The sequence below is a fragment of the Eubacterium oxidoreducens genome (assembly GCF_900104415.1).
Lineage (GTDB): Bacteria > Bacillota > Clostridia > Lachnospirales > Lachnospiraceae > Eubacterium_C > Eubacterium_C oxidoreducens.
On sequence record NZ_FMXR01000004.1, the window covers coordinates 289,455 to 314,710 of the forward strand.

Here is a 25,256-nt window from a genome sequence, read left to right on the forward strand (position 1 = left end):
AGAGCATAATGGATGCAGTAATCAGAAATGAACAACTAGAAAAAACAAAAACCAAGAAAGCAAAAAAAGTAAGAGTAATCCCAGGGTTTCATTTAACCCTGGGCATCTCTATTGCAATGCTTTCTCTTCTTATATTGATTCCGCTAGCTTCCGTGCTGGTTTATGCATTGCGTCTTACGCCGGCTGAATTTTGGGAAGTCATTCTAAGTGAAAATGTATTATATGCATTTCGAACAAGTATCGGATGTGCATTTTTGGCGGCAATCATAAATGTTGTATTTGGAACCATCATTGCATGGGTATTGGTGCGATATGATTTCCCATTCAAGCGATTGTTGGATGGAATTATTGAGCTTCCTTTTGCATTGCCGACAGCAGTGGCCGGTATTACATTGTCAAAAATGTATTCGACAAGCGGTCTTATGGGAAAGTTCTTTGGAAATTTTGGAATTGAAGTTTCTTATACACATCTTGGATTAACACTTGCGCTGGTATTTATCGGAATACCGTTTGTGGTAAGAGCGGTGCAGCCGGTTCTTGAAAAACTTGATCCACAATATGAAGAAGCTTCCTATATGCTGGGCGCATCAAGGACACAGACGTTTCGAAAGGTGGTATTGCCGGAACTTAGACCGGCAATTCTGACAGGATTTGGACTTGCATTTGCAAGGGGAATCGGAGAATACGGAAGCGTCATTTATATTTCAGGAAACAGTGCAAAGGATCATACACAGGTGGTTTCCTATGTTATTATGCAGAAACTGAATTATCTTGATTATAGCAGTGCAACGGCGATTGCGTTGATTATGCTGATTATTTCATTTGCATTGTTGTTCTTTATCAATATCATTCAAATCAGACAATCAAGGAGGGTTAATAATGTCTAAAGAACAATCATCAAAGACAAAGTATATCCTGATTGCGATTGCGGTGATATTTGTTGTTATAATGCTGATTTTTCCGCTGATTGCAGTTGTGATTAACTCTTTAAGTAAAGGAGTAGCTTTTTATCTTGAAAGCATTCAAACCGAGACGGTGGTTTCCGCGCTTGGCAATACGATAGCAGCAACGATTATAGCGGTTATTGTGAATACATTTTTTGGTGTGATGGCAGCACTTGCTTTGACTAAATTTACGTTTCGAGGAAAACAGGTACTGGCAACCTTAATCGATATTCCATTTTCCATCTCTCCGGTTATTGCAGGACTTGCATTTGTTATGACATTTGGAAGACTTGGATGGGGGTACGGAATTGTAGAGAGGATAAATGATGCGCTAGGAACAGATATTCAGATTGTTTTTGCAATGCCGGGAGTATTCCTTGCAACGATTTTTGTTACATTTCCGTTTGTGTCAAGAGAGCTGATTCCGGTATTGAATGCACAGGGGAAAGATGAAGAAGAAGCTGCGGCACTTATGGGAGCAAAGGGATTTAAAATCTTTCGAAAAATCACATTTCCACATATGAAATGGGCACTTTTGTATGGCGTGATTTTATGCGCGGCAAGAGCACTTGGAGAATTCGGAGCAGTGAATGCATTATCAAAGACCAGAGGAGAGACTTTTACATTGCCTCTTGAGATTGATGCTTTGTATATGTCCGGATCGGCAGATTCGATTACGGCAGCATTTGCAGTTTCTTCTATCTTGGTGATCATTGCGGTAGTGATCTTGATTTTTAGAAATATATTGGAATATCGAGCCAAAAAAAAGGCAGCTCTTGCATAGGAGGTTCATAAATGTTTGTTGAGTTAAAAAATATAAATAAAAGTTTTGGAGACTTTCAGGCTTCTAAGGATGTAAGCTTTGGTATTGAAAAAGGATCTTTGGTGGCACTTCTTGGACCGAGTGGGTCGGGAAAAACAACGATCTTAAGGATGCTTGCCGGACTTGAACATCCTGACAGTGGAGAGATTTATATTGATGGGAAGCTGGTAAATAATGTTCCAGCAGCAAAGCGCGGTATTGGATTTGTATTTCAAAATTATGCATTGTTTCGTTATATGACCGTATATGAAAATATTGCGTTTGGATTGGAACTTCGCAAAGTACCAAAAAAACAAATCAAAGAACGTGTGAAAGAGCTTCTTGAGCTGACCGGTCTTTCCGGAATGGAAAAAAGATATCCAAATCAATTGTCCGGAGGTCAAAGGCAAAGGGTTGCATTTGCAAGAGCACTTGCTCCGCAACCGGATGTGCTTCTTTTAGATGAGCCATTTGCAGCAATTGATGCAAAGGTCAGACAAGAACTAAGAAGCTGGCTGAAAGATATGATTAAAAAAGTGGGGATTACTTCTATCTTTGTCACGCATGATCAAGAGGAAGCGCTTGAAGTATCTGATCAAATTATTGTGACGAATTGTGGACAAGTAGAGCAGATCGGTTCGCCGGTAGAAATCTGCAGGCAGCCACAGACACAATTTGTTACGGAATTTGTGGGAGATACACAGCCGGTTGAGGAGTTTTCGATGTTAAACGGATTTGTCGCACAAGGATATGATGGAGCAGCGATTCGTCCGGAATTTGTAGAAGCCTTTAAGAAGGACAATTTGCAATTTAAAAATGTGATTGATTATGCAGAAGACGGAACGGTAAGCAATGTTCAGTTTAGAGGGGATTATCTGGAAGTGACGCTTGATGTTAAGGGAATGGAGCTAAAGACGCACAGGTCTTTGGAAAGACGTTCCATTGCAATAGGAGAAGCAATGAAAGTGATTATTTATAAGATTTATGCATATCAAAATGGGCAGGTTGTTTTATTAGAGAATGAAAATCTGATAGGAGAGCATGTAGTGAATTTCTAATGCAGATAAGAAAAGAAGTGTCAGGCGTTAAAGCCGGGCACTTCTTTTGATTAAAGAGATGGTAGAGCGGTAATCTTAACCCCAACATCAATAGGGGCGGCCGAATAAAGGCTGGTGGTTACGATACCGTCAATATCCAAAGTAGCATATTGGGAAATGTTATCAGGGCGGATTCCGCCGGCAGCAAGTAATATGGCATTCGGGAATTGTTCACGAATGACAGAAGAAATCTTATTTATTTCATCTGGACTTAATTTTTCGAGCTGAATTCCATCCGCGCCGGCGCGAAGGGCAGCGAGCGCTTTGGCAGAATCGGAAGCTTCTATGAGAATCTTTTTCTCGCAGCAATTATTTTTTAACTGTGGAAGCTTTTGGAGCAGGTTATCAAAACCGCCAAGAAGATGGATATGCTGATCAAAAATCAAGATGGTTTCTGACAATCCCAGGCGATGAGGTAAAGCGCCTCCTGCCATAATTGCTTTGACAGCAAGAGCCTTGGTGCCGGAGAACATCTTTCGTGTGGTCAATACCGGTATATTTGGATTAACAGCGTGCACGGCGTCTACAAAATGTCTTGTTTTTGTTGCAATCCCGCTGGTATGATCAATCAGATTTTGGATGACTTTCCAGGCGGTAAGAACCTGCGTAGCTTCCCCTTTTCCAACAATCAATTCTTCGCCGGCAAGAGCCTTGGTGCCGGAATATTTATAATCTAATGTTTCAATGCCAAGCCGGCGAAAGATTTCGCGGGCCTCTTCTGTTCCACAGACGATGCAGTCTTCACGAGTGAAAGCTGCAATGCGAGCCGGTTCGTGGTCTAAGCCAAGTTCATATCCGGTCAGATCAAAATAAGGAACATCTTCTCGAATAAGAGCATCAAAATCTATATGCGCTAAATACATAAGGACCTCCTGATAGTAATGTTATGTTGCTTTTTTTGTTATTTAATAGTGTATCACTTCGTTAGGCGTAAGTCTATTTGTAGATTGACCTTGCCGAAAATAGGAAATAAAATAAAAGAAAATAAGAGGGAAAGGAATAGATAGATGTACCTGATTTCCGTTTATTTCGATTCTGCAACAGAAAAGACTTTGCAGCGATATATAGAGAGAATAGCACGAATGAGTGGTAACAATTTTATGATAGAGCATCAAATCAGGCCTCATATGACAATATCAGCGATAGAATCTAGAAGCATAGAAGCAATCCGGCCGTCATTTGAAGCTTTGCAAGATACACTTAAATGGGGCACAATTCAGATTGTTTGTCTAGGACAGCTCTTGCCATATGTATTTTACGCAGCCCCAGTACTTAATGAGTATCTGATGGATCTTTCGAACCGGGTATATGATGCCGTAAAGGAGATGGAAGATATAAAGGTGAGTCGATATTATCAACCATACAGCTGGATGCCTCACATAACATTGGCAAAGAAACTGGACACGGTGCAGATGCTAAAGGCGTTTGAGGCGATGCAGAATTATTTTGCACCGATGGAAGGATGTATCACACAGATTGGACTATCAAGAGTTCGTCCATATGAAGATATCGTTCGATTTGATCTAGAAAGGGAATGATTATGAAGGAATTACTAGAAAGATACCATTGTATGAAAGAGTACATAAAGCAGATGAAGAACGTAGCTGTTGCATATTCTGCAGGGGTGGATTCGACATTTTTACTTTATGCGGCTAAGGAAGCTTTACAAGATGATGTGACGGCTTATACCGCTTCTTTATATTCGGTTCCGCAAAAAGAAATGGATGAAGCGGTCTGGTTTTGCGACGAGCAGTCCATAAAGCATATAATTGTGAAGATGAATGAATTGGAGATTGCCGGATTTTCTAAGAATCCTAAGAACCGGTGTTATCTATGCAAACGGGAAATCTTTCGTAAGATGAAAGCACTTGCAGATGAGCAGGGAGCTTATGAATTACTAGAGGGGTCTAATGCAGATGACAGGTGTGATGAGCGACCCGGGATGATTGCAATACGGGAGCTGAAGATTAAAAGTCCGCTTTTGGAATATGGATTTACTAAGGAAGAGATTCGAAAGTTGTCTAAGCATTTAGGCTTGGCAACTTGGGATAAACCGGCCTATGCTTGTTTGTCGAGTCGAATTCCATATGGTGAAACGATTACGATTACGAAACTGCAAATGATAGAAAAAGCAGAAAGCTGCCTACATAAGCTGGGCTTTCGACAAGTTCGAGTGAGGATGCATACGAACATAGCCAGGATTGAATTGGAACCGGGACAGATGGAGAAATTCTGGGAAAAGGAGATACGCGAGCGCGTAAAAGAAGAACTAAAAGATATTGGATTTAAGTATGTAACGGTTGATCTTACAGGGTTTGAGTCTGGTAATTTAAACAGGGTTTAACTTTCCGCTAGCACAATTGTTTGCGAAGATGGGAAGAAAGTGCTATAATAAGAGAACTATAGTACGAAGGTGAGATGAGATATGATCGACAATATAAACCTTAAAAGTGTCCCTTTTGAAGGGTTAGAAGATGAAAAGCGGTATGTCTATGTATGTGATATGAATAAAGATCTATCAAGATGGTCAAAAGCTGCAGTTGAGTATTTTGATTTGCCGGGAGAATATGTCGAGAATATGGCAACTGTTTGGTTGGGAAGGATACATCCTGAGGATCGAAATAAATACGAAAAAGATATCCAGGCCGTATTTAGTGGAAAGAAAGCGCGGCACAATGTTGATTATCGCGTAAAAAATAAAGATGGTGTTTATGTAACGGTAACCTGTAGAGGGATTATTACGACGGGGGCAGACGGGAAAAGCAAGGTCTTTGCAGGATCCATTGAAAATCATCAAACATCGGAAGTTATCGATCCGATAACCGGTCTTTATAATATTTATGGTTTTATGAAGGATGCGCAGATGTTTCCGGAGCGACATAAGGAAAAAGTGTATCTCATTTTCGGAATCAATTATTTTAGTGATATTAATAAAAATTATGGATTCGAATTTGGCAACCAGGTGCTGAAACGGTTTACGGAGGAACTTCGGAGTCTGGAGTGTGAAGGTGCACTTTTGTACAGAATGGATGGAATTAAGTTCTGTCTGGTTATGGAAGGACATCAATGTTCAGCGCCGGAAGTGATGTATGAACTTATCAGTAATTTTGCATATCGAGGCTATGATATTGATGGAATTCATGTATCGTTTTCCATATCGGGAGGCGTTGTCTATGTGGAAAAGGACAGTGAGGTGACGATCGAAGCAATTCAGGCATCGCTAAGCTATGTCTGGGAGGTGTCAAAGGAGAAACATCTTGGAGAGCTTGTTTATTTTAATAATGAGCTGTTTGGTAATACCAAGAAGAATCTGGAGATTTTATCGGAAATTCGAAACTGTGTATTTCACGATATGAGAGGATTTTATCTGTGTTATCAACCGATTATAGAGTCTGCAAGCGGAGCGGTGTGCGGTATGGAGGCTTTGCTTCGATGGGAGCATCCAAAATACGGAATGGTTTCACCGGGAGTTTTCATTCCATGGCTAGAGAGTGACCCTTGTTTTTATCAGCTGGGAGCGTGGGTGCTTAGACAGGCTTTGATGGATGCGAAGAAAATCATTGAACACATTCCGTTCTTTAGAGTCAATGTCAATGTATCGTCGCAGCAGATTTCAAGATCGGGATTTCGAGATACGGTGTGTGAAATTCTAAAGGAAGTACAATTTCCGGCGGAGAATTTATGCATGGAGCTCACGGAACGGGTTTTGTCCTTGAACATAGACTATTTAAGACAGGAATTGGAATTCTTTAAGAACATGGGAATCAAGGTGGCATTAGACGATTTTGGAACCGGAATCAGTTCTTTGAATCTTCTTTTGGAACTTTCCGTGGATGAACTTAAGATTGATCGAAGTTTTATCAAGGATATAATATCTAATGTCAGTCAGCAAACGATTGTGGAAACCATTGCATTTTGTGCGCAGAAGATGCATTTAAGTATTTGTGCAGAAGGGGTGGAAACAACGGAGATAAAAAAATATCTAGATCATTATGGTATTCCAAAACAGCAAGGGTATCTCTACGAGAAGCCGGTTGTGATAGAGGAATTTACGAAGTATTTGAAGAAAAGTGCCTAAGAAATGGCTGTTACTCATGAAAATGTGTAACAGCCATTTTGGGATATTAGAATCATGCTTCTTCGCGCGTAAGCTTTCGAATCCAGTGATACCGTCGGAATTTAATAAAAGTAGGAAGTCCTTTAAAGATCTGATCCGATTGAATACAGATGACGACCCATTCAACCGGAAGTTTCCACCAAAAAGCTGCCAGGATAGAAAGCGGCATAACAATACACCAGGTACTGATAAGATTCATTTTCATGGTGAACTTGGCATCTCCGGCGCCCTGTATAATACCAAAACTGACCGGCATTTGATAACTCATACCAACCATCACAAAGGCCATAATGATAATGAGATGAAGCGCCATGTTAGTCGCAGAATTATCCAGGTTGTATAAGGACATCAGCGGATTGCGAAGGAGAACTAAGACAATAGCCAAAAGGATACCGATGGATACATCAATAACCGATAAGGTACGTGCATCGGATTTGACACGTTGCAGATGGCCTCGTCCAATGGAATTGCCAATCATTACCGCTGAGGTAGAAGACATGGCAATTACAATCACCTTCAGGTATTGGTAGAACGTTGTGGCAACTGAATTGGCGGCTATTGCATCGGCAGATAAATGTCCAAGTATGGCAGTTTGCATAGGAACCGATACGCCCCAGAGAACCTGTGAGAACATCATAGGGATAAAAGTCTTAGTAAAATCATGCTTTAATTCTTTATCGACAGTAAAGAATTCCTTGGAAATAACGGATATTTTCTTGTCGATCTTTAGAACATAAAAAAACACAATGGCCAGTTCCACGATTCTCGCAATCAAAGTAGAGATGGCCGCTCCACGAATTCCCATTGGAGAAAAACCAAAATGTCCATAGATTAAGGCATAGTTTAGGACGATGTTAATACCTAGTGAAACGAGGGAGACGTAAAAGGATATTTTTACGGTTCCAACACTGCGAAGTACTGCCATCAAGATATTGGAAATAATAAACAGGACAAAAGTCCATTGGATAATGGACAGATATTCGCTTGCCTGGTTTATGATATCCGGAGAATCGGTAAAAATATGAAGCAGCGGGATTGGCATAAACATACAAAGCAGCAGAATAATGATACTGATTATGATACCAAGGCGCATTGCAATACCGGAAAGGAAACGAATTGGTCTTGTACGATTCTGCCCCCAGTATTGTGCGCTGATGGCAACTAAAGTATTACTAATTGCTAAAGCAAACTGTTCAACCATAAAAAACAGCTGATTCACAGTAGCAGCACCGGATAATGCTTCCTGTGAATAACGCCCAAGCATCACGTTGTCTACCATATTGACGCTGTACATAACCAGATTTTGCAAGGCAACAACAATCAACATGGAAAATAATGTTTTATAAAAGGAGCAATCTTTTGTAAAAAAAGTATCTTTCATAACAATTCCTCACGATTTATATAGTCTATTACTATTATATTTAAAATGTAAAAATGATAAAGAGAAAGTTTAAAGTGGTACTAAAGTTGGTATAACGAATTGACAAATAGTACTTTAGGCGTGTATGATAAGAATAAGCGAAAAAAACGCGAAAATTCGTAAATGGTCACGATTTTAGCAGAGGATGAGAGCATATGGAAAAGGAATATAAATCAATAAAAGAAATCGCACAGGAATGGGATCTTACGGTACGTCGTGTGCAGATGCTTTGTACATCGGGAAAGCTACCGGGAGCAAAGAAAGTAGGGAATCTTTGGGCAATTCCTGCGGATGTAAAGCGACCGATTGATAAGAGAATGGCGCAGGGAGATCAGCGAAAGCCGCTAAAAAAGATTGGAAAATACCGTACGCTTCAGGAGTTACCGTTTATATCAAGGATTTCTCATGATATTCGAACGGATCTTAATGCCATCTGCGGATATACCGATATGATTATTGCACATCAAGGAGAAGAAGAACGAATTGCAGAGTATCGACAAAATATCAAGAATTCAGAAAAGAGTATTTTGAGAGTACTTAAAAATACTGTGGAACTGACACGCCTTTACAATGGGGCTTTACATGAATCTGAGGAGCTTTTTAGCGTAGAAGCGATGCTTCAAAATCTGATGGAACAAGAGTCGTTTGAAGCTTCCCAAAAAGGTGTCAAAATCATCAAGGTTATCAATGTACGACATGAATTTTTGCGAAGTGATTTAGATAAAATCGAATGTATTTTGGGGAACCTCCTTAACAATGCAGTCAAATATTCAGAAAAAGGCGGCGTTGTTAAGATTACCGCAACAGAGCAAAAAAGAACGCGCAATGGACGATGCAGAGTGGAGTATTCCATAAGTGATCAAGGACAAGGTATGACAGAAGAGTTTTTGGATAAGATTTACCATTACGTGTCCAGTGATAGTGATGAAGTTCAGATTCAGGGAAGTAATAGCGGAATCGGTCTTGTGCTGGCAAAAGGATTGACCGATTACCTTGGCGGGAACTTTGAAATCGAAAGTTATATTGATTTTGGAACAAATGTAAAGGTTATGCTAAGCCATAGGGTGGCAGACTTGTCGGAATTTGCAAAAGAGGATTTGCAAGAAAAGGTGGAATTCGGTCTAAATGGCAAGCGGATATTGCTTGCGGAAGATAATGAATTGAACCGGTTATATGCTGTGGAGATACTAAAAGAAGCGGGCTGCGAGGTGGATTGCGTTCAGGACGGGATTGTATGTGTGGCGAAATTAGAGACGGAAAAAGCCGGGTATTATGATTGTATTTTGATGGACCTGATGATGCCGAATCTAGATGGTATATCCGCAACGAAAATCATTCGAAATCTGGAAGATCAAGATAGAAGCAAGATACCAATTATTGCAATGACAGCAAGCGTTATGAACGAAGATCGTGAAAAAGCGTTACTAGCCGGAATGAACGGATTTGTAGAAAAACCACTGGATGTAAAAAGGCTGTTCGAGATCATGAAAAATGTAATTATGACGGCAAAATAGCTTGGGGGGAAGAGAGTATGATAGAAAAAACCGATTTCAAGCAGTTTTCCCTGGAAGATAGCGGGGAGTTAATACCGGGTGGATTTTTTATATTCAGCATGTCGGAAGATGAAAAGCTTATCTATTGTAATAAAAGGATGGCGCAGATCTTTGGCTGTGACAATCCACAAGATTTTATGGAATATATAGAATATTCTTTTCAAAATATTGTGCATCCGCAGGACTATAAGACAATCAAAGGGCAGATTGAAAAGCAAGTAGATGCGGATGAGGAGTTTCGAGAGAATCTAGAATATCGAATTGTACGAAAAGACGGTCAGATTCGAAGTGTTATGGCTAATAATAGGCTGATGCTAGATGAGAAACATGGCAAAGTTTTGGCGGTGGTGATTCATGATGTTACAGAATGTCAAATGGCATGTAAGAAGGAAGTCAAGCTGCAAAGTGATGTGATTAGGACTCTTACGAAACTTTTTTATGTATCCTATTATGTGAATTTACAGGAAGATACCTTTATTGAATTAGCTGCTCATAATAATCCGGTTGGAGAAGTGATAAGCAAGTGTGATAAGGCCAGTGCAGCGCTGCGTCTTTCCTGTGAGACAAATATATTGTCAAAATATCGGGAGGAAATGCTGGAATTTACGAATCTTGACACACTTGAGGAACGAATGAAAAATCATGTATTTATAACACATGATTTTGAAGGCATATGTGCAGGATGGCTCAGAGGATATTTTATTGAAGGCAAACGTGATGAAAATCAGAATCTGACACATGTGATCTGGACGATGAAAACGATTAATGAAGAAAAGGAAAAAGACTTCGAAACATCTAAGCAGTTAAAACTTGCATATAGTAAGGCGGAGGCCGCAAGTAACGCAAAGACTACGTTTTTGCTAAATATGTCACATGATATTCGCACACCGATTAATGCAATTATCGGATATGCGAATCTTCTAGAGAGCCATAAGGCTGATGCGGCGCTCCAAAAAAGGTATATTGATAATATTCAGGAATCGGGCAATACCCTGCTTAAGCTGATTGATAATGTGCTTCAGATGGCGAAGATTGAAACCGGTCATATCCATCTTTATGAGGAACCGGCCAATATTCTTGAGGTTGGAAAACGAATTGGCATTATATTTGCCCAGGAATATAAAAAGAAAAATCTGAGAATCGTACGCGATATCAAACCGGTACATCCAAATGTATATATGGATGTAAGTAAGATTGAGCAAATTATATTAAATATCCTAAGTAATGCAATCAAATACACGCAAAATGGTGGAACCATCATGCTTAGCGTGAATGAGTGGAACTGCGAAAAACCGGGATACAGCTACTACAAGACGGTGTTTCGGGACAATGGGATTGGAATGTCTAAAGATTTCCAGTCTAGATTGTTTGATACATTTACGAGAGAATGCAGCGTTCACGATAATGGAATTCCGGGGACGGGACTTGGAATTGGAATTACAAAGAAGCTGGTGGAACTGATGAACGGAACTGTTTATGTGGAAAGTGACGAAGGTAAAGGCACAAGAGTAGAGGTAATTCTACCGCTTCGAAGAGTTGAGCCGGAAGAGATTATAAAGATGCAGGAAACCAAAAAAGAGGCGATTAATCCGACCATCTTGCAGGGCAAACAGATTCTGGTGGCAGAAGATAATGAACTGAATCGAGAGATTGTAGCAGAAATCTTAAAAGATGCGGGCATGAAAGTTGATGCTGTGGAAGATGGCGTAGAATGTCTAGCACGCCTCGAAAAACAACCGCCGGGTTATTATGATATGATTTTGATGGATATTCAGATGCCGAATATGGATGGATACAAGACAACGCAGCGAATTCGTATGTTGCGTAATAAAGTTCGTGCTCAGATTCCGATTGTGGCAGTTACGGCCAATGTATTTGGCGAAGAAAATCTGACCGCTCAGAAAATGGGGATGAATGGATTCGCAATTAAACCAATTGATAAGCAGGCCTTGTTTACAAGTATGATTAATGCCTTGCCAAAGGCTTGACATTAAAAGGTCAGATGCTATAATACCAATGTGCCAAGTGGCATCGACAGTTCGTTTGTACCATCCTGTCGTTAAATAAAACCAGGACTATCAATGAATCAGGATATTCATAATAGGTCTTGTGGTACTATGCCACAAGACTTTTTTTGTTATTACGAATCGCGTAAGCTGTATGAGGAAGGATAACGATGTACTTTTTAAAAACAGAGCAAAGCTTTGATGCGGCACATTTTTTAAGTGGATATGATGGAAAGTGCAAGAATCTGCACGGTCATCGATGGAGAGTAGTAGCGCAAATCTCAGGAGAATGTCTTAATGATGACACGCAGACACGCGGAATGCTGGTGGATTTTGGAGAACTTAAATCAGAACTTAAAAAACTGTGTGATGATTTTGATCATAGTTTTATTTATGAAAAGGGTTCTTTGAAGGAAAAAACGGTAGTAGCACTTCGAGAAGAAGATTTTCGAATGGTGGAAGTTGATTTTCGTCCGACGGCAGAATGTTTTGCGAAATACTTTTTTGACAAGATGAAAGAAAGAGGATATGCGCCGCATCGCATAGAAGTATATGAGACGGTCAACAATTGTGCGGCCTATGAAGAATCATGAAGGTTGTAGAGAGATTTACCAGTATTAATGGAGAAGGACAACGAGCCGGTGAATTGGCGATGTTTGTCCGATTTAAAGGGTGCAATTTGAGCTGTAGTTATTGTGATACGATGTGGGCAAACGAAGATGGGTGCCCGTATACAGACAAGTCGCCTGCAGAGCTATATAAAGAAATTATAGATTCTGGGGTGAGGAATGTCACTTTAACAGGTGGAGAACCGCTGCTTCAAAAGGAAATGCCGCAGTTGTTGGCACTTTTGTCTGAAAATGAGAATATCCGTGTGGAGGTTGAGACGAATGGTTCGATTGATTTGTCCGCTTTTAGCGGTGCGAATCGACCATCCTTTACTATGGATTACAAATTACCATCAAGCGGTTGTGAAAGTAAGATGCTGTTATCGAACTTTCAGATGTTGCAGCTAGAAGATACGGTAAAATTTGTTGTCGGCAGCCGGGAAGATTTGGACAAGGCGCGCAGAATAATTGAGCAATACCACTTAACAACAAAGTGTAAAGTCTATTTAAGTCCGGTCTTTGGAAAGATAGAGCCGGCTTTGATTGTTCAATTTATGATTGCGCATCATATGAATGATGTAAGAATGCAGATTCAGATGCATAAAGTGATTTGGGATCCGAATGAAAGAGGTGTGTAACGTGATTGATACGAAGGCAATCGAAGAACATATTAAAGGAATATTAATTGCACTAGGAGAAGATCCGAATCGCGAGGGTCTTAGGGAGACACCACAGCGTGTTGCAAAGATGTATGAGGAAGTCTTTGCGGGAATGAATTATACCAATCATGAGATTGCTAAGATGTTTGATAAGACATTTGAAGACGATTTTGAGACAGAGGATAGTCGCGTTGTGGTCATGAAGGATATTGATCTTTTCTCATACTGTGAACATCATATGGCGCTTATGTATGACATGAAAGCGACCGTTGCTTATATTCCAAAGGGTAAGGTGATTGGTTTGTCCAAGATTGCAAGAATCTGTGACATGGTAGGACGAAGACTGCAGTTGCAGGAAAGAATCGGTCGAGATATTGCGGATATTATGACAGAAGCGACCGGCAGCGAAGATGTTGCGGTATGTATTGAAGGGTGTCACAGTTGTGTTTCGGCTCGTGGAATTAAGAAAAATAATGCGAAGACATTTACAGCAGAACTTCGCGGAGCATTCAAAAACGATTCTTCTTTGCAACTATATTTAAAGTAGTAGAAAGGCAAGCTGTATGAAAGCAATGGTATTATTCAGTGGCGGAGTGGATTCGACCACGGCACTTGGAATGGCAGTAGACAAATATGGCGCAGACAACGTAATTGCGCTGTCAATGTCTTATGGGCAAAAACATGATAAAGAGATTCAAAGTTCTATTGCGGTAGCGAATCACTATGGAGTCGAACATTTATTTTTAGATTTATCTAAGATTTTTCAGTATTCAGATTGCTCGCTTCTTAAGCATTCCACGCAGGAGGTTCCAAAGGAAAGTTATGACGAGCAGATAGAAGAAACGAATGGAAATCAACCGGTAAGTACATATGTTCCGTTTCGAAATGGCTTGTTTTTATCAACTGCCGCAAGTATAGCCTTAAGCAAAGAGTGCGGTGTGATTTATTATGGTGTACATGCAGATGATGCAGCGGGATTTGCATATCCGGATTGTTCCGACGTATTTAACAATGCAATGAAAGAAGCAATCTGGGAGGGAAGCGGGCATCAGGTTAAGATTGAGGCGCCGTTTGTAAATGCGTCGAAAGCGCAGGTCGTGAAGAAAGGATTAGAACTTAAGGTTCCGTATGAACTGACCTGGTCTTGCTATGAAGGCGGTGATGTGCCTTGCGGAAAATGCGGGACATGCATTGATAGAGCGGCCGCATTTGCAGCCAATCATGTAAAAGACCCAGCGTTGAAAGGATAAATTATGAGAGAAAATGAACATTTAACCAAACTTGGAAGTAAGACAAAATATTCTATGGACTATGATCCGGACGTGCTTGAATGCTTTGAGAATAAACATCCGGGAAATGATTATTTTGTAAAATTTAATTGTCCGGAATTTACCTCGTTATGCCCGATCACGGGACAGCCGGATTTTGGAACGGTCTATATTTCTTATGTGCCGTCAGAGAAAATGGTGGAGAGTAAATCTTTAAAATTGTATCTTTTTTCCTTTCGAAATCATGGAGATTTTCATGAAGATTGCATGAATATCATTATGAAAGATTTGATTAAATTGATGGATCCTAAATACATTGAGGTATGGGGAAAGTTTCTGCCAAGGGGAGGTCTTTCGATTGATCCTTATTGCAACTATGGAAAACCGGGAACAAAATGGGAGCAGGTTGCATGGGAAAGACTGACCCATCATGATATGAATCCGGAGAGAGTGGACAATCGATAAGATGATGAGAGTAAGACCGGGCTATATGTCTTCGTTTCGATGCCTTGCAGATCGGTGCACAGACAGCTGCTGCATTGGTTGGGAAATCGATATTGATGAGGAGACATTGGCATATTACGAATCAATGTCCGGAGCAATCGGGAATAAGCTTCGGGAAAATATTGAAAAACAAAAGGACAGCGCATATTTTAAATTGACCAAAAAGGAGCGTTGTCCTTTTTTGAATGCGCAAAATTTATGTGAAATCATCTTAGAATTGGGCGAAGATCACATTTGCCAAATCTGCACAGATCATCCGCGTTATTATGATTGGATGGCAAGCCGCATGGAAGAGGGAATAGGACTCGCATGCGAGGAAGCTGCGCGACTGATCTTGGATTCGCCGATGGCGCTTGAGAGCGAAGGGGAGGAAGAGAAAGAAGGAAGCAAACAAGAGCTGCTTCGTGAGCGGTATCTGCTTGCTGTGCGTGATGAGATTCTAGAGAGGATTTCTAAAGCAACGGATTATAAAGAACTTGAGCAAAAGTTGGTGCAGGAAGTTTCGAAGATGCAGATTGCGTATAAAAGCTGGTGTGAAAAGCATGAACTTGCATATGAAGGACCGGCTAAAGCAAGCATCCTATTACGTTCCTATAAGGAATTAATAAAAAGATATAAAGAACTAGAAATTAATCAGCCAAAATGGAGGAAGTTATTAGAGGAAATGGAGGAAGACCCAAAACTTTTCCGCGATATCCTATACGAGAAAAACGAAAACGTGCAAAGCGGGTACAGGCATTTGCTCTATTACTTCGTCTATCGATATTTTATGCAGGCAAGATATGATGATGATTTGGTAGGGAAGCTTCGCTTGGCGCTTTACAGTATCAGGATGATGGAAGCGCAAGATGCGTATATAGTATCCCAAAAAGGACGCCTTACGAAATGGGAGCGCATCTGTAATTACAAGCTCTATTCGCAGGAAATCGAATACTGTGAGGACAATGTTATAGCCATTGCAGATATGCTATAATGTGCGTAATAAACGGTGAGGAGAAATTCAGATGAAAAAATACGCATTTGGGGTGGATATTGGAGGAACCACAGTGAAGATGGGATTGTTCTATACAGATGGCAAGATTCTGGAAAAATGGGAGATTCCATCCAAAAAAAATGATGCAAATCTTACATTGCTCGATGATATTGCAGATGAAATCAGGCGTATGATGCAACATTATAGGATTTTGGCAGAGGATATTGCGGGGATTGGAATGGGTATTCCAGGACCGGTTGGCTGGGATGGAACAGTCTATAAATGCATTAATCTCGGCTGGGATGTAATCAATGTTGAAAGGGAAATGAAAAACCGCTGCGGCCTTGATGTGAAGGTTGGTAACGATGCCAATGTTGCCGCTCTTGGTGAAATGTGGATGGGAGGCGCACAAGGATTTAGCAGTCTCGTCATGGTGACAGTGGGAACCGGTGTTGGCGCGGGTGTCATCATAGATGGCCACATAGTATCGGGGGCAAATGGCGCGGCCGGAGAGATTGGGCATATTACGGTATGTGAGGATGAGACGCGTGAGTGTGCGTGCGGAAAGTACGGGTGCTTAGAGCAGTATGCTTCAGCAAATGGGATTGTTAGTGTTTGCCAGGCGTATTTGCAGAAAAGTAAAGAGCCATCCGTTCTTAGAGCATATAAGCAGCTTACGGCTAAGAATATATTGGATGCGGCTAAAGAGGGCGATGCGCTGGCTCTTAAGATGGTAGAGCAATTTGCAAGGACACTTGGCAAGGTGCTTGCAGAGGTGGCAACAGTAATTAACCCACAAGTATTTGTCATAGGAGGCGGCGTTGCAAAGGCCGGGGAGATTGTGACAAACATGCTAAAAAAGCAGTTTATGGAATATTCTTTTCATGCGGCGAGAGATACAAAGTTTGCATTGGCGAAACTTGGAAATGATGCCGGAATCTATGGCGGTGTGAAACTGGTATTGGATTTGATGAGTTAAAAAAGGTGGAGACCATTTAAGGGGGCTCCACCTTTGACTTTTAACAAGGGAATATTGTAAGAATCAAAGCAACCACAATTGCGGTTATGGTGGTATTTAAAACAGTTGTAATAAATACATATTTGTAGGAATCTTTGATTTCTACCTCGGCAATGCCGGTTGCAATGATATAACCCGGATTGGTAGGTAAGGTATCTAAGGTCTGCGACGCAAATACAGAAACACGATGTATAGCATTTAAGCTGACACCCATGTTTGTAAAGGTTTCGGACAAATAAGGCAGGGTTGCAGATAACCCGGCAGGGCCCGATCCGGAAGCACCGGTTAAAAGGGCGATTGCAAGCAAGACTTTGAAAAGAGCTGGTCCATGCATAGATAGTAAGGCATTGGTAAGAACCGGAAATGCCGGAGATGCAGCAACAACACCACCAATTGCACCAAGAAGACCAACTTGCAGTACCAGCATGGTTGTCTGACTTCCAACCGGTACCAATAATTCTTTCAGTCCCGCAAATTTTCCATAATACGGGAAAAAGAAGATCAAAGATAAAATGATGTTGAGCATCATAGATGGTAAAATATCCAGGCCAAGGCCGTTAAAGCAAATCAAGGTAACGGCAATTGGAATAACTGCCAAAATCCAATGCGGTGTTTTCACATCGGTTGGACGACCTTCAAGCTGCTTTGGCGGAGTATATACAATACCGGCGGCGATTTGTTTTTTGGAAATGATATTCATCATAACGATATTTAATGCAAGAACAACACCGCCACCAATGAATCCCGGAATGGCAGCTGCCATAGGTGAAGTTCCAAGCATCTGTACAGCGATTACGTTCTGATCCGATGTGGTTCCAGGCATGGAACAAGCTGCGGTCGCAAGAGCACCGAGGACAACACCAGGTCCCATAGCTCTTGGAATCAGGGATTTCTCGAATAAGTCCATGGCAATTGGGAACAAAATGAACATTAATACAACCGGATTCATACCACTATATGCAAGTGTAGTTCCGATTACATAAATGGTAATAATCGCGAGAATCGGTCGCATAATTACCGGCTCACCATCCGATGACTTTTTACGGGCACGAATGGTAAAGAGACTATACAGTGCATTGGCGATGGAAAGTGCTGCTCCACTCTTGTTATAAAGAGCGGCAATTACACAGCCGCACATAACAGGGCCAAGCATTGCTGTTACATAATTACATGTACTTGGAAGCATGGTATCTGTAAAGGTTTCAAGCAGATTCATGCCATTAAATAATGCGATTAAAAGTCCGCATAGTGGTGCAAGAATAATTGTGGATATTCCTTTGTATGCACCATAGATTAGGATTGCTACACCGACAATAATGCCGATAATACCTAAAGCTGTCATAGTTTTTCTCCTCCTTAAAGAAATTGTATGAATTCCCTACGAGAAAACTATAAAGCATAGGAATGAAACACGAGTGGAAAGAATGTGGAAAGAATGTGGAATGTGAAATTATGGGATGGTAGTAGGAGTAGCACCGTCAAAAATGAAGTAATGGTAATCCGCAATTTTTTCCCCTTGAGACCAATAAAAGTCCCCCTGAATTCCGTGAATGACATCGGAATTATAAAACCATTCCTTTACCGCTTTTCGTGTAGAAGCATCCGCTAAAGTGCCATCAATTTGCAGGTCGCGATAGCAGGTTGCAATTGCTAAAACAGAGTCATAGACATCGCTGATGACATTACGAAGAGGCAATTCGCCGTTATGTTCTTGTTGATAGGTGGCTACAAGCTTTTGCCAGTTCTCGCCGCTATAGGAGTAATCGTATTTGCTCCAAATATAAGTGCCATCCAAAGACGTACCGGCATCTTCTAGCAATGCTGCGGAAAAAGAAGAAAATGATGCACAAATGGTGCCGCCATCCGTAACGCCGCGAAGGCGAAGTTCTTTTAATATATTGCTATAATCGTAATCGCTAAGTAACGAGATATAGCCGTCAACCCCTGCATTTAATGCACGAATAGCCGTTTTTTGGTACAGGCGATTTGTTCGTTCTCCGGAAATGTCAATGACATCTACAGCTGAGACGTCAAGCTCCGGAAGGAGTTTTTGGAGTTTTGTGACGGTTTCTGATTTTGAATCATCTCCTTTGTTTGAAAAGATGACAACGCGTTTTATGTCGGGATGATCCTCAATCCAATTTGTGACAGAAGCAAGCTCGCCGTTTTCGGAATCACTCATAAAGGAGATTCCGTAAGAACTTGTGAGACTGCGAATCTCTGAGTAGGAATAGGAGGCTATGGAGGTGGTTTTTACGGTGCCAAGATAGTCTGCGATAATCGCGCTTTCCGGGGCATCAACCGGACCTAGGACAACCGGTGTTACAGAGGACGCGCCTTGAAAATAGCGAAGAACCAAGGTTGGATCGGATTCGGTATCTTTGATAATCAGTCGAATTTGGTTGCCGTTTATGCCGCCTTGTTCATTCAGTTTATCGACCGCATACTGTGCAGCCCAGGCAGCGTCATTTCCAACATAGGAATAATAACCGCTTTGTGGGCATAAAAATACAATGGGAACATAGCCATTTGCATCTTCAAGGATTTCATTTGCAAAGTTTGTAGAAAGTCGACTTGAATGAAGCGCCGCGATTCCTAAAAGGAATAAAAGACAAACGATGATCATGCTTTGTGTCAATCGTTTTTTTCTAGAGTAAACCAAAATGTACTTCCCTCCCCTAATGTACTCACAGCGCCATACTCGCAGTGGTGAGCCTCAAAGATTTCTTTTACAATATTAAGACCAATGCCGTTTCCGCGTATTTCATTTCCATGATTCGGGGAACGATAAAAACGGTTCCAAATCTGCGTAAGGTCTTCTTGTGAGATTCCAATACCGTGATCGATGACGCTAAGACGTGTTTGTCCGGTAACCGTGGAGTCAATTCTTACCACTACATCCTTACTGTCTGCAGAATATTTTAAGGCATTTGAAACCAGATTGTAGACAGCGCGATGCAATAATGTCAGATCGGCGCGGACGCTATAATCCCGGTCGGCTTCTAGGTGCAAGGTGGCATGTTCGGCAAAACTCATGATTTTAATCCGGTCAAAAACCATACGCACCATGTTATTTAAGGAAAATACAGACAGATGAAGCGAGAAACTATGGGATTGTAGCCGAGATAGTTCTAGTAGTTCGTTAATCAGTTCGGTCATGTTATCTGTTTCTGAAATGATCCGGGCCAGATGTTCTGCACGCTTTTGGGGGATATCTGCGGAAAATGCATCCAGCATTTCAGCGTAGGCTTTAATCACCGTTAATGGTGTTTTCATATCGTGACTGATATTGGCAACAAAGTCACGGCGCATCTGTTCCGTTGCATTAAATTCAGCGCTGACTTTATTGAGTGTCTGCGCCAGGGATACCGCCTCATAAGGGCCGGAATCTTCAGAGAAATGTGCAGAGTAATCGCCTTTTTCCATCGTGGCTGCAGTCTGAATGATATGCCGAAATGGACGGGTAAAGTAACTGGCAAGGATAAGGCCAATCAGAAAAGCAAGCGCAATGGTGAGTCCGAAAACGATTCCGACGCGGTGGATTAAGATACGATTTAGACTTTCCATTTCCAGCATAGACTGGCTGACAACCAGTACTTGCCGGTAGCCATTTTCGACCGATAAGACAATCGCTTGGGCGCTCCGGTTGCTTTGGTAGGAAGGGTCTTCAATGGTATAAAAGCAGTAACCATGACTGTCATCCATGCGGGTGAACAGGTCTTTGATCTCGATAGACACCTGTGGCTGGGAGATCTTGCCGTTACGGTTATAGCTTAGAACCGGCAGTCCGGTTTCTTCCGAAATAATTTGGATTAAATAGCCGTTGTTACGGGCCAGGATGGCAATGGTTTCTTCAAAGTCATCATTGCCATATTCGGATACAATATCCCAGGCAGCATCTTGCATAGCATTGTTACTTTGCTGAACAAAATGTACCTGAATATAAGTAAAGAGCATCAAAAAGAAAATAATGGTAATTAATACCCCGAACAAAATAAAGCCAATCCAAAGGCTCATACGCATTTTTAATCGGTGTTTGTGAAGTTTAAAAGAATTGTTATTGAACATGCTGATACCCGCCTAAACGAATTTATATCCAACGCCCCGGATGGTTATGATATGCGAACGGTAATCACCAAGCGCACGGCGTAGCATTTTAACCTGCGAATCTACCGTTCGATCATCGCCGCCGTAGTCATAGCCCCAGACTTTGTTAAGAAGCTCATCGCGTGAGAATACGATATTTTTATTTTGCAGGAAAAAAAGTAACAAATCATATTCCTTCGGACGTAAAAACAGCGGCTCGCCATTAAGACAGACTTCTCTTGACGCAAGGTGCATGGTTAGCCCATCTTCTTCGATGCAACCTAAGGAATCGCAAGATAATTCGCAAGGTGCGTTCCGGCGAATGATGACGGCAACGCGGGCCATGAGCTCCTTTAAGGAAAATGGTTTTGTGACATAGTCATCCACACCCAGTTCAAATCCGTATAATTTGTCATATTCTTCCCCTTTTGCTGAAAGCATAAGGACGGGAATATCTTTCATTTTTTTTATTTCTTTGTAAGTGAGATAACCATCAATCGTCGGCATCATAATATCCATGATAATCACATCGAAATCTTGATTTTTGCAGATGTTAATGGCGTCCATTCCATTGGCTGCTTCTTGTACTTCGTAGCCGGAGAACTCAGCAAATTCTCGAATGGATTCTCGAATATATTTTTCATCATCGACAACTAAAATCTTATGCATAAAAACCCCTTATGTATAATACACAATACACTTATTATTTAGAATGATACAGCATTCGTGCGTGTCAGGCAAGATGGGCTACGAGTGACGATAGCGTTGAGTTATGCCTAACTCTTTGGTAAAATAGAAAAAAGTCCGTAAGGAGGGTCGCTATGAACAGCAAACAGATGGTTTCACATGGATTTGGTCCTGTCTTTGATGAAGATTCGAAGGTGTTGATATTGGGGAGTTTCCCATCTGTGAAATCCCGGGAACAAAGCTTTTACTATGGTCATCCGCAGAACCGATTTTGGAAAGTGATGGCAGCTGTCTTGAAGGCGCCTCTTCCGGTAAGCATAGAAGAGAAAAAGGCGTTTTTGATTGTGAATCATATTGCAGTTTATGATGTGATAGAAAGTTGTTCAATCATAGGATCCAGTGATAGTTCGATTCGGGATGTGACCGTGACGGATTTATCCGGCATTCTAAAGCATAGTAAAGTGGGAAGTCATATTTATGCGAATGGAGCAAAGGCATATGACTTATATCGAAAATACACATTGCCGGTAACCGGCATAGAGGCAGTGAAACTGCCGTCAACAAGCCCTGCAAACGCAGCCTGGTCTTTGGAGAGGCTGATTGGCACATGGGAAAAGGAGCTAAGGATAGCAATTAAGAAAGATAGGTAGGAGGGTCAACATGGAAGAAAATAATCAGCTTATTACACCGGAAAATGGCAACCCCGGAAAGCCGGAAGGAGAGAACGGTCAAAAGATGCTAAAACGCATGAATGAATCGCATGCACCGCTTCGAGATTGGGGATTTGAACCGATTGTCTGGAAGGACAAGATGCATATACTAGATGAAGGCTGCGGCGGAGGTGCAACGATTGCCGATATGCTGCACTATTCGGATGAAAGTATTGTAGAAGGTATCGATTATATGGAGACAAGCGTAAAAGAAAGTGAATTTTTTAATCAACAATACATTGGTACGCGTTGTAAGATCTGCCAGGGAGATGTGGCAAATCTTCCATATGAGGGAGAAACTTTTGATCTTGTTACAGCCGTGGAGACGATTTATTTCTGGCCGGATATAGAAAGGGCATTTGCCGAAACTTATCGTGTTATGAAGACGGGAGCAACCTTTGCAGTATTTTGTGAGGCCTCAGATCCGGAGAATCATGGATGGAGCAGACCGGCGGATGTACATTTTCGCGTCTACCGTCCGGAGGAATTAAAGACATATATGGAGAATGCAGGAATGCGTAAAGTAACAGTAAGACGTGGACCAAAGCAGTATATTGCAGTATATGGGGTGAAGTAAGATGAGAGACCTTGAAACTGCAATTTATAACCTGATTGACTGTGACGCATTAGAAATATATGCAAGCGGAACAAAGTTACTGATTCCATATATGATGAATGATGCAGTGGAGTGTTATTTTTCCTTTGAGGATGTGATGACGCAGGGGGAATGGGATAATGATAATAATGAAGTAAACAGCATTTCTCTTGTGGAAGGGAAGAAAAGAAAAGGGATTATCTTCCGCTGTCCCGGCAACGTTTACACCATCTGGTATGGCGCATGCACCGAGCATAAGCACTTATATCAATATCATCGGATTGGGCATTTTTGGGTAGAAGGTTACGAAAGATGGAGACGCCTGGTTTATTTAATAGGAACGCTTCATGATAAGTACAACTTTATGGGGGAAGAGGCGTGTAACGAGCAGGAAATGGCTCTGATTCCATTGATGGGATATGCGCCGTTTCGTTTCTTTAGTCCGATTCGGGAAAGTCTTTCCGAGTTTTATGACAATACGATGGAAGGCATTGAACAAATGCATAAAATTGCTTTGCACATAGGCGCGGATGATTATATAAAGCAGCTGAAAGCCTATGAGGGACAATTCAGACAAGAAAAATTAAGTCCAAGATTAATAAAAAGGCATGCCATGAATCTCGTAAAAAGAAGGGATATCTTAACGTACCTTGAGAAAGCTATAGTGTTAGCGTCCTCCCCTTATGAGCAGCGCGTTTATGAGAAACAAGAGCAAGAACAGATGGAGCAGATGCGCCAGGACTGCCTGTATCGTTATAGGACACTAGGATACCGGGGGGATTATCCGCTACTGGAAAAAGATGGTCGCAAGATTATGTTTTATGAAGAGCATCCCTACGTGATGCAGGAACTTGAATATGAGGACTTTACATTTCAGATTCATGCGATTGAGTTATAGAAAGGCATAAAATATGCGTAATACGACATTAGTATATATTGAACAAGAGGATTGTTATCTGATGTTATATCGGAACAAAAAGGAGCATGATCAAAGTCATGGCAAGTGGCTTGGCGTTGGGGGAAAGTTTGAGGAAAATGAGAGCCCGGTAGAATGTATGATGCGTGAAGTTCTAGAAGAGACGGGACTTACAGTAAAGAAATATCGGTTTCGCGGATTGGTCACTTTTGTTTCCGATCTTTATGAGACGGAATATATGCACCTGTTTACGGTCAGTGAATACTCCGGCCAGTTAAAAGAATGTAATGAGGGCGAACTTAGGTGGATTCCGAAATCACAAATCATGGATCTCAATCTGTGGGATGGAGACCGGGAATTTTTTAAGCTTTTATTTGCAAATGAAGACTTTTTTACCTTAAAATTGACTTATCAAGCGGACAAGCTCATTGCAGTTAAGCACGAAAATTGCGAATCGATATTGGAGGGAGTAAATGGGACACGAGATAGTATTTGATTATGAAATGGTAGAGGCCATTATCCGGATCTTATTATCTGCCGGAGCCGGAGCATTAATTGGAGCAGAGCGTATGATGCGCGGCCGCGCCGCAGGTCTTCGGACACATATTATAGTCTGTGTAGGCAGTGCTTTGACGGTACTGATTGGAATCTATGCCTATGAGATGATGGGAGGGGCAATCGATCCACTTCGAATCGGGGCACAGGTTGTGTCAGGTATCGGTTTTCTGGGAGTGGGTACCATCTTAATTCGCGGACGAAGTGAGGTGAAAGGCCTGACAACCGCTGCCGGTTTGTGGACAACGGCAGCAATTGGTTTGGGCTTTGGAGCAGGCTGTTATATTTTATCTGCGCTCGTTACCATTATTACCTTTGTTACCATCTTTTTAGTTGCCCGAATTGAGCGTCAGCTTGAAATGCGGCGAAAGGAATTTCAGATGTATTTGGAAATCGATGATGTTATCTATGTAAATGAGGTATTTGATTGGTTACAAGATCACTATGAGATTGATGAATTGGATGTGACAGCACCTCGTACGGCAATCCATGGGAATGTTGGTGTGGAACTGGTGCTTTCAACGAAAGAAGGAGCCAATGCAATTGATGTTAAAGAAGCCGTGCAAAGTCATGAGCATATATTGCTGGCTTTAGAGTCTATCTAGAGAGTAAAAGGAAGTAAGGAATCACCCCTTTATTATGGGCGTGATTCTTTCTTTTTGCGCCTGCTGATTAAGAATCCAATGCAAGAGAGCCATTTGAAACGACCAAGAATATTCCATTTTATAATGGTGTTGT

The 25,256-nt window shown here is 41.4% G+C and carries 26 protein-coding genes; 20 read left to right on the top strand and 6 right to left on the bottom strand.

The features are described from left to right. Positions 1-8 precede the first annotated feature (8 nt). Genes cysT through BLS20_RS01365 form a run of 3 tightly spaced genes read left to right on the top strand, consistent with a single transcriptional unit; the run spans position 9 to position 2,804 of the window. Positions 9-887: a sulfate ABC transporter permease subunit CysT gene (gene cysT / locus BLS20_RS01355; RefSeq protein WP_090171353.1), complete on the top strand. Its 879-nt coding sequence runs from the start codon at positions 9-11 to the stop codon at positions 885-887. Further along, positions 880-1,728 (top strand): sulfate ABC transporter permease, encoded by an 849-nt coding sequence (locus tag BLS20_RS01360; RefSeq protein WP_090171356.1) that lies wholly within the window; start codon positions 880-882, stop codon positions 1,726-1,728. The genes cysT and BLS20_RS01360 overlap by 8 nt, the downstream gene beginning before the upstream one ends. 11 nt (positions 1,729-1,739) lie before the next feature. Beyond that, on the top strand, positions 1,740-2,804 hold the full coding sequence (locus BLS20_RS01365; RefSeq protein WP_090171359.1) for an ABC transporter ATP-binding protein: 1,065 nt from the start codon (positions 1,740-1,742) through the stop codon (positions 2,802-2,804). A 50-nt stretch (positions 2,805-2,854) separates the two neighbouring features. Here BLS20_RS01365 and modD read toward each other — a convergent pair whose 3' ends face one another. Next, complete coding sequence (modD, locus tag BLS20_RS01370; RefSeq protein WP_090171362.1) at positions 2,855-3,706, bottom strand: ModD protein; 852 nt, start codon at positions 3,704-3,706, stop codon at positions 2,855-2,857. Positions 3,707-3,850: 144 nt separating this feature from the next. On the opposite strand from modD, the gene BLS20_RS01375 reads away from it, so the two are divergent. The 3 genes from BLS20_RS01375 to BLS20_RS01385 all read left to right on the top strand — a co-directional run bounded on the left by BLS20_RS01375 (position 3,851) and on the right by BLS20_RS01385 (position 6,921). Beyond that, positions 3,851-4,381: a 2'-5' RNA ligase family protein gene (locus BLS20_RS01375; protein WP_090171366.1), complete on the top strand. Its 531-nt coding sequence runs from the start codon at positions 3,851-3,853 to the stop codon at positions 4,379-4,381. Beyond that, positions 4,378-5,187, top strand: a complete 810-nt coding sequence (larE, locus tag BLS20_RS01380; protein ID WP_341443170.1) for an ATP-dependent sacrificial sulfur transferase LarE — start codon at positions 4,378-4,380, stop codon at positions 5,185-5,187. The genes BLS20_RS01375 and larE overlap by 4 nt, the downstream gene beginning before the upstream one ends. Positions 5,188-5,268: 81 nt before the next feature. Further along, the gene (locus tag BLS20_RS01385) at positions 5,269-6,921 is read left to right on the top strand and encodes an EAL domain-containing protein (protein ID WP_090171372.1); all 1,653 of its coding nucleotides are present in this window, start codon (positions 5,269-5,271) and stop codon (positions 6,919-6,921) included. A gap of 52 nt (positions 6,922-6,973) precedes the next feature. Here BLS20_RS01385 and BLS20_RS01390 read toward each other — a convergent pair whose 3' ends face one another. Further along, entirely contained in the window at positions 6,974-8,341 is a 1,368-nt protein-coding gene (locus tag BLS20_RS01390; protein WP_090171375.1) for an MATE family efflux transporter, read from the bottom strand. 194 nt (positions 8,342-8,535) lie between these two features. Here BLS20_RS01390 and BLS20_RS01395 point away from each other — a divergent pair, with 194 nt between their 5' ends. The 9 genes from BLS20_RS01395 (at position 8,536) to BLS20_RS01435 (ending at position 16,930) form a co-directional block, all read left to right on the top strand. Continuing rightward, entirely contained in the window at positions 8,536-9,894 is a 1,359-nt protein-coding gene (locus BLS20_RS01395; protein ID WP_090171378.1) for a hybrid sensor histidine kinase/response regulator, read from the top strand. A 17-nt stretch (positions 9,895-9,911) separates the two neighbouring features. Next, complete coding sequence (locus tag BLS20_RS01400) at positions 9,912-11,921, top strand: PAS domain-containing hybrid sensor histidine kinase/response regulator (protein ID WP_090171383.1); 2,010 nt, start codon at positions 9,912-9,914, stop codon at positions 11,919-11,921. A gap of 188 nt (positions 11,922-12,109) precedes the next feature. Beyond that, positions 12,110-12,532 carry a 6-carboxytetrahydropterin synthase QueD gene (gene queD / locus BLS20_RS01405; RefSeq protein WP_090171386.1) on the top strand — a complete coding sequence of 141 codons (423 nt, stop codon included), beginning with the start codon at positions 12,110-12,112 and terminating at the stop codon, positions 12,530-12,532. Then, on the top strand, positions 12,529-13,185 hold the full coding sequence (queE, locus tag BLS20_RS01410) for a putative 7-carboxy-7-deazaguanine synthase QueE (RefSeq protein ID WP_090171389.1): 657 nt from the start codon (positions 12,529-12,531) through the stop codon (positions 13,183-13,185). Before queD ends, queE begins: the two co-directional genes overlap by 4 nt. Then, a complete protein-coding gene (gene folE, locus BLS20_RS01415) occupies positions 13,169-13,753 on the top strand; it encodes a GTP cyclohydrolase I FolE (RefSeq protein ID WP_090171392.1) in 585 nt (194 codons plus the stop codon). Before queE ends, folE begins: the two co-directional genes overlap by 17 nt. A gap of 16 nt (positions 13,754-13,769) precedes the next feature. Further along, on the top strand, positions 13,770-14,456 hold the full coding sequence (queC, locus tag BLS20_RS01420) for a 7-cyano-7-deazaguanine synthase QueC (protein ID WP_090171395.1): 687 nt from the start codon (positions 13,770-13,772) through the stop codon (positions 14,454-14,456). A gap of 3 nt (positions 14,457-14,459) precedes the next feature. Then, positions 14,460-14,939, top strand: a complete 480-nt coding sequence (queF, locus tag BLS20_RS01425; protein WP_090171399.1) for a preQ(1) synthase — start codon at positions 14,460-14,462, stop codon at positions 14,937-14,939. A gap of 1 nt (position 14,940) precedes the next feature. Further along, a complete protein-coding gene (gene fliB / locus BLS20_RS01430; protein ID WP_090171402.1) occupies positions 14,941-15,951 on the top strand; it encodes a flagellin lysine-N-methylase in 1,011 nt (336 codons plus the stop codon). Between the two features lie 31 nt (positions 15,952-15,982). Next, positions 15,983-16,930, top strand: coding sequence for an ROK family glucokinase (locus tag BLS20_RS01435; protein WP_090171405.1), 948 nt, complete (start codon positions 15,983-15,985; stop codon positions 16,928-16,930). 40 nt (positions 16,931-16,970) lie between these two features. On the opposite strand, the gene BLS20_RS01440 is transcribed toward BLS20_RS01435, so the two are convergent. The 4 genes from BLS20_RS01440 to BLS20_RS01455 all read right to left on the bottom strand — a co-directional run bounded on the left by BLS20_RS01440 (position 16,971) and on the right by BLS20_RS01455 (position 21,724). Continuing rightward, a complete protein-coding gene (locus BLS20_RS01440; protein ID WP_090171408.1) occupies positions 16,971-18,311 on the bottom strand; it encodes a GntP family permease in 1,341 nt (446 codons plus the stop codon). 108 nt (positions 18,312-18,419) lie between these two features. Beyond that, a complete protein-coding gene (locus BLS20_RS01445; RefSeq protein WP_090171412.1) occupies positions 18,420-19,631 on the bottom strand; it encodes an ABC transporter substrate-binding protein in 1,212 nt (403 codons plus the stop codon). Further along, positions 19,604-21,037: a sensor histidine kinase gene (locus tag BLS20_RS01450; RefSeq protein ID WP_090171414.1), complete on the bottom strand. Its 1,434-nt coding sequence runs from the start codon at positions 21,035-21,037 to the stop codon at positions 19,604-19,606. Before BLS20_RS01450 ends, BLS20_RS01445 begins: the two co-directional genes overlap by 28 nt. A gap of 12 nt (positions 21,038-21,049) precedes the next feature. Next, positions 21,050-21,724, bottom strand: a complete 675-nt coding sequence (locus BLS20_RS01455) for a response regulator transcription factor (protein ID WP_090171417.1) — start codon at positions 21,722-21,724, stop codon at positions 21,050-21,052. Between the two features lie 152 nt (positions 21,725-21,876). On the opposite strand from BLS20_RS01455, the gene BLS20_RS01460 reads away from it, so the two are divergent. From BLS20_RS01460 to BLS20_RS01480, 5 genes are read left to right on the top strand one after another with little or no spacing between them, the layout of a single operon-like run. Continuing rightward, positions 21,877-22,392 (top strand): DNA-deoxyinosine glycosylase, encoded by a 516-nt coding sequence (locus BLS20_RS01460; protein ID WP_090171420.1) that lies wholly within the window; start codon positions 21,877-21,879, stop codon positions 22,390-22,392. Positions 22,393-22,402: 10 nt separating this feature from the next. Next, on the top strand, positions 22,403-23,029 hold the full coding sequence (locus BLS20_RS01465) for a class I SAM-dependent methyltransferase (protein WP_090171423.1): 627 nt from the start codon (positions 22,403-22,405) through the stop codon (positions 23,027-23,029). Position 23,030: 1 nt separating this feature from the next. Continuing rightward, positions 23,031-23,945, top strand: a complete 915-nt coding sequence (locus tag BLS20_RS01470; protein WP_090171427.1) for a DUF3878 family protein — start codon at positions 23,031-23,033, stop codon at positions 23,943-23,945. Positions 23,946-23,958: 13 nt separating this feature from the next. Further along, positions 23,959-24,459, top strand: a complete 501-nt coding sequence (locus BLS20_RS01475) for an NUDIX hydrolase (protein WP_090171432.1) — start codon at positions 23,959-23,961, stop codon at positions 24,457-24,459. Beyond that, on the top strand, positions 24,437-25,123 hold the full coding sequence (locus BLS20_RS01480) for an MgtC/SapB family protein (RefSeq protein ID WP_090171436.1): 687 nt from the start codon (positions 24,437-24,439) through the stop codon (positions 25,121-25,123). Before BLS20_RS01475 ends, BLS20_RS01480 begins: the two co-directional genes overlap by 23 nt. Positions 25,124-25,256: the final 133 nt, after the last annotated feature.

Excerpts from the sequence above, each read along its gene's own strand:
- larE (WP_341443170.1), top strand. The coding sequence starts at position 4,378 with ATGATTATGAAGGAATTACTAGAAAGATACCATTGTATGAAAGAGTAC.
- BLS20_RS01440 (WP_090171408.1), bottom strand. The coding sequence starts at position 18,311 with ATGACAGCTTTAGGTATTATCGGCATTATTGTCGGTGTAGCAATCCTA.
- BLS20_RS01385 (WP_090171372.1), top strand. The coding sequence starts at position 5,269 with ATGATCGACAATATAAACCTTAAAAGTGTCCCTTTTGAAGGGTTAGAA.
- BLS20_RS01365 (WP_090171359.1), top strand. The coding sequence starts at position 1,740 with ATGTTTGTTGAGTTAAAAAATATAAATAAAAGTTTTGGAGACTTTCAG.
- BLS20_RS01435 (WP_090171405.1), top strand. The coding sequence starts at position 15,983 with ATGAAAAAATACGCATTTGGGGTGGATATTGGAGGAACCACAGTGAAG.
- BLS20_RS01470 (WP_090171427.1), top strand. The coding sequence starts at position 23,031 with ATGAGAGACCTTGAAACTGCAATTTATAACCTGATTGACTGTGACGCA.
- BLS20_RS01475 (WP_090171432.1), top strand. The coding sequence starts at position 23,959 with ATGCGTAATACGACATTAGTATATATTGAACAAGAGGATTGTTATCTG.
- BLS20_RS01395 (WP_090171378.1), top strand. The coding sequence starts at position 8,536 with ATGGAAAAGGAATATAAATCAATAAAAGAAATCGCACAGGAATGGGAT.
- BLS20_RS01375 (WP_090171366.1), top strand. The coding sequence starts at position 3,851 with ATGTACCTGATTTCCGTTTATTTCGATTCTGCAACAGAAAAGACTTTG.
- queE (WP_090171389.1), top strand. The coding sequence starts at position 12,529 with ATGAAGGTTGTAGAGAGATTTACCAGTATTAATGGAGAAGGACAACGA.
- BLS20_RS01460 (WP_090171420.1), top strand. The coding sequence starts at position 21,877 with ATGAACAGCAAACAGATGGTTTCACATGGATTTGGTCCTGTCTTTGAT.
- BLS20_RS01480 (WP_090171436.1), top strand. The coding sequence starts at position 24,437 with ATGGGACACGAGATAGTATTTGATTATGAAATGGTAGAGGCCATTATC.
- queF (WP_090171399.1), top strand. The coding sequence starts at position 14,460 with ATGAGAGAAAATGAACATTTAACCAAACTTGGAAGTAAGACAAAATAT.
- modD (WP_090171362.1), bottom strand. The coding sequence starts at position 3,706 with ATGTATTTAGCGCATATAGATTTTGATGCTCTTATTCGAGAAGATGTT.
- folE (WP_090171392.1), top strand. The coding sequence starts at position 13,169 with ATGAAAGAGGTGTGTAACGTGATTGATACGAAGGCAATCGAAGAACAT.
- fliB (WP_090171402.1), top strand. The coding sequence starts at position 14,941 with ATGATGAGAGTAAGACCGGGCTATATGTCTTCGTTTCGATGCCTTGCA.
- BLS20_RS01465 (WP_090171423.1), top strand. The coding sequence starts at position 22,403 with ATGGAAGAAAATAATCAGCTTATTACACCGGAAAATGGCAACCCCGGA.
- BLS20_RS01400 (WP_090171383.1), top strand. The coding sequence starts at position 9,912 with ATGATAGAAAAAACCGATTTCAAGCAGTTTTCCCTGGAAGATAGCGGG.
- BLS20_RS01455 (WP_090171417.1), bottom strand. The coding sequence starts at position 21,724 with ATGCATAAGATTTTAGTTGTCGATGATGAAAAATATATTCGAGAATCC.
- queD (WP_090171386.1), top strand. The coding sequence starts at position 12,110 with ATGTACTTTTTAAAAACAGAGCAAAGCTTTGATGCGGCACATTTTTTA.
- BLS20_RS01390 (WP_090171375.1), bottom strand. The coding sequence starts at position 8,341 with ATGAAAGATACTTTTTTTACAAAAGATTGCTCCTTTTATAAAACATTA.
- BLS20_RS01360 (WP_090171356.1), top strand. The coding sequence starts at position 880 with ATGTCTAAAGAACAATCATCAAAGACAAAGTATATCCTGATTGCGATT.
- cysT (WP_090171353.1), top strand. The coding sequence starts at position 9 with ATGGATGCAGTAATCAGAAATGAACAACTAGAAAAAACAAAAACCAAG.
- BLS20_RS01450 (WP_090171414.1), bottom strand. The coding sequence starts at position 21,037 with ATGTTCAATAACAATTCTTTTAAACTTCACAAACACCGATTAAAAATG.
- queC (WP_090171395.1), top strand. The coding sequence starts at position 13,770 with ATGAAAGCAATGGTATTATTCAGTGGCGGAGTGGATTCGACCACGGCA.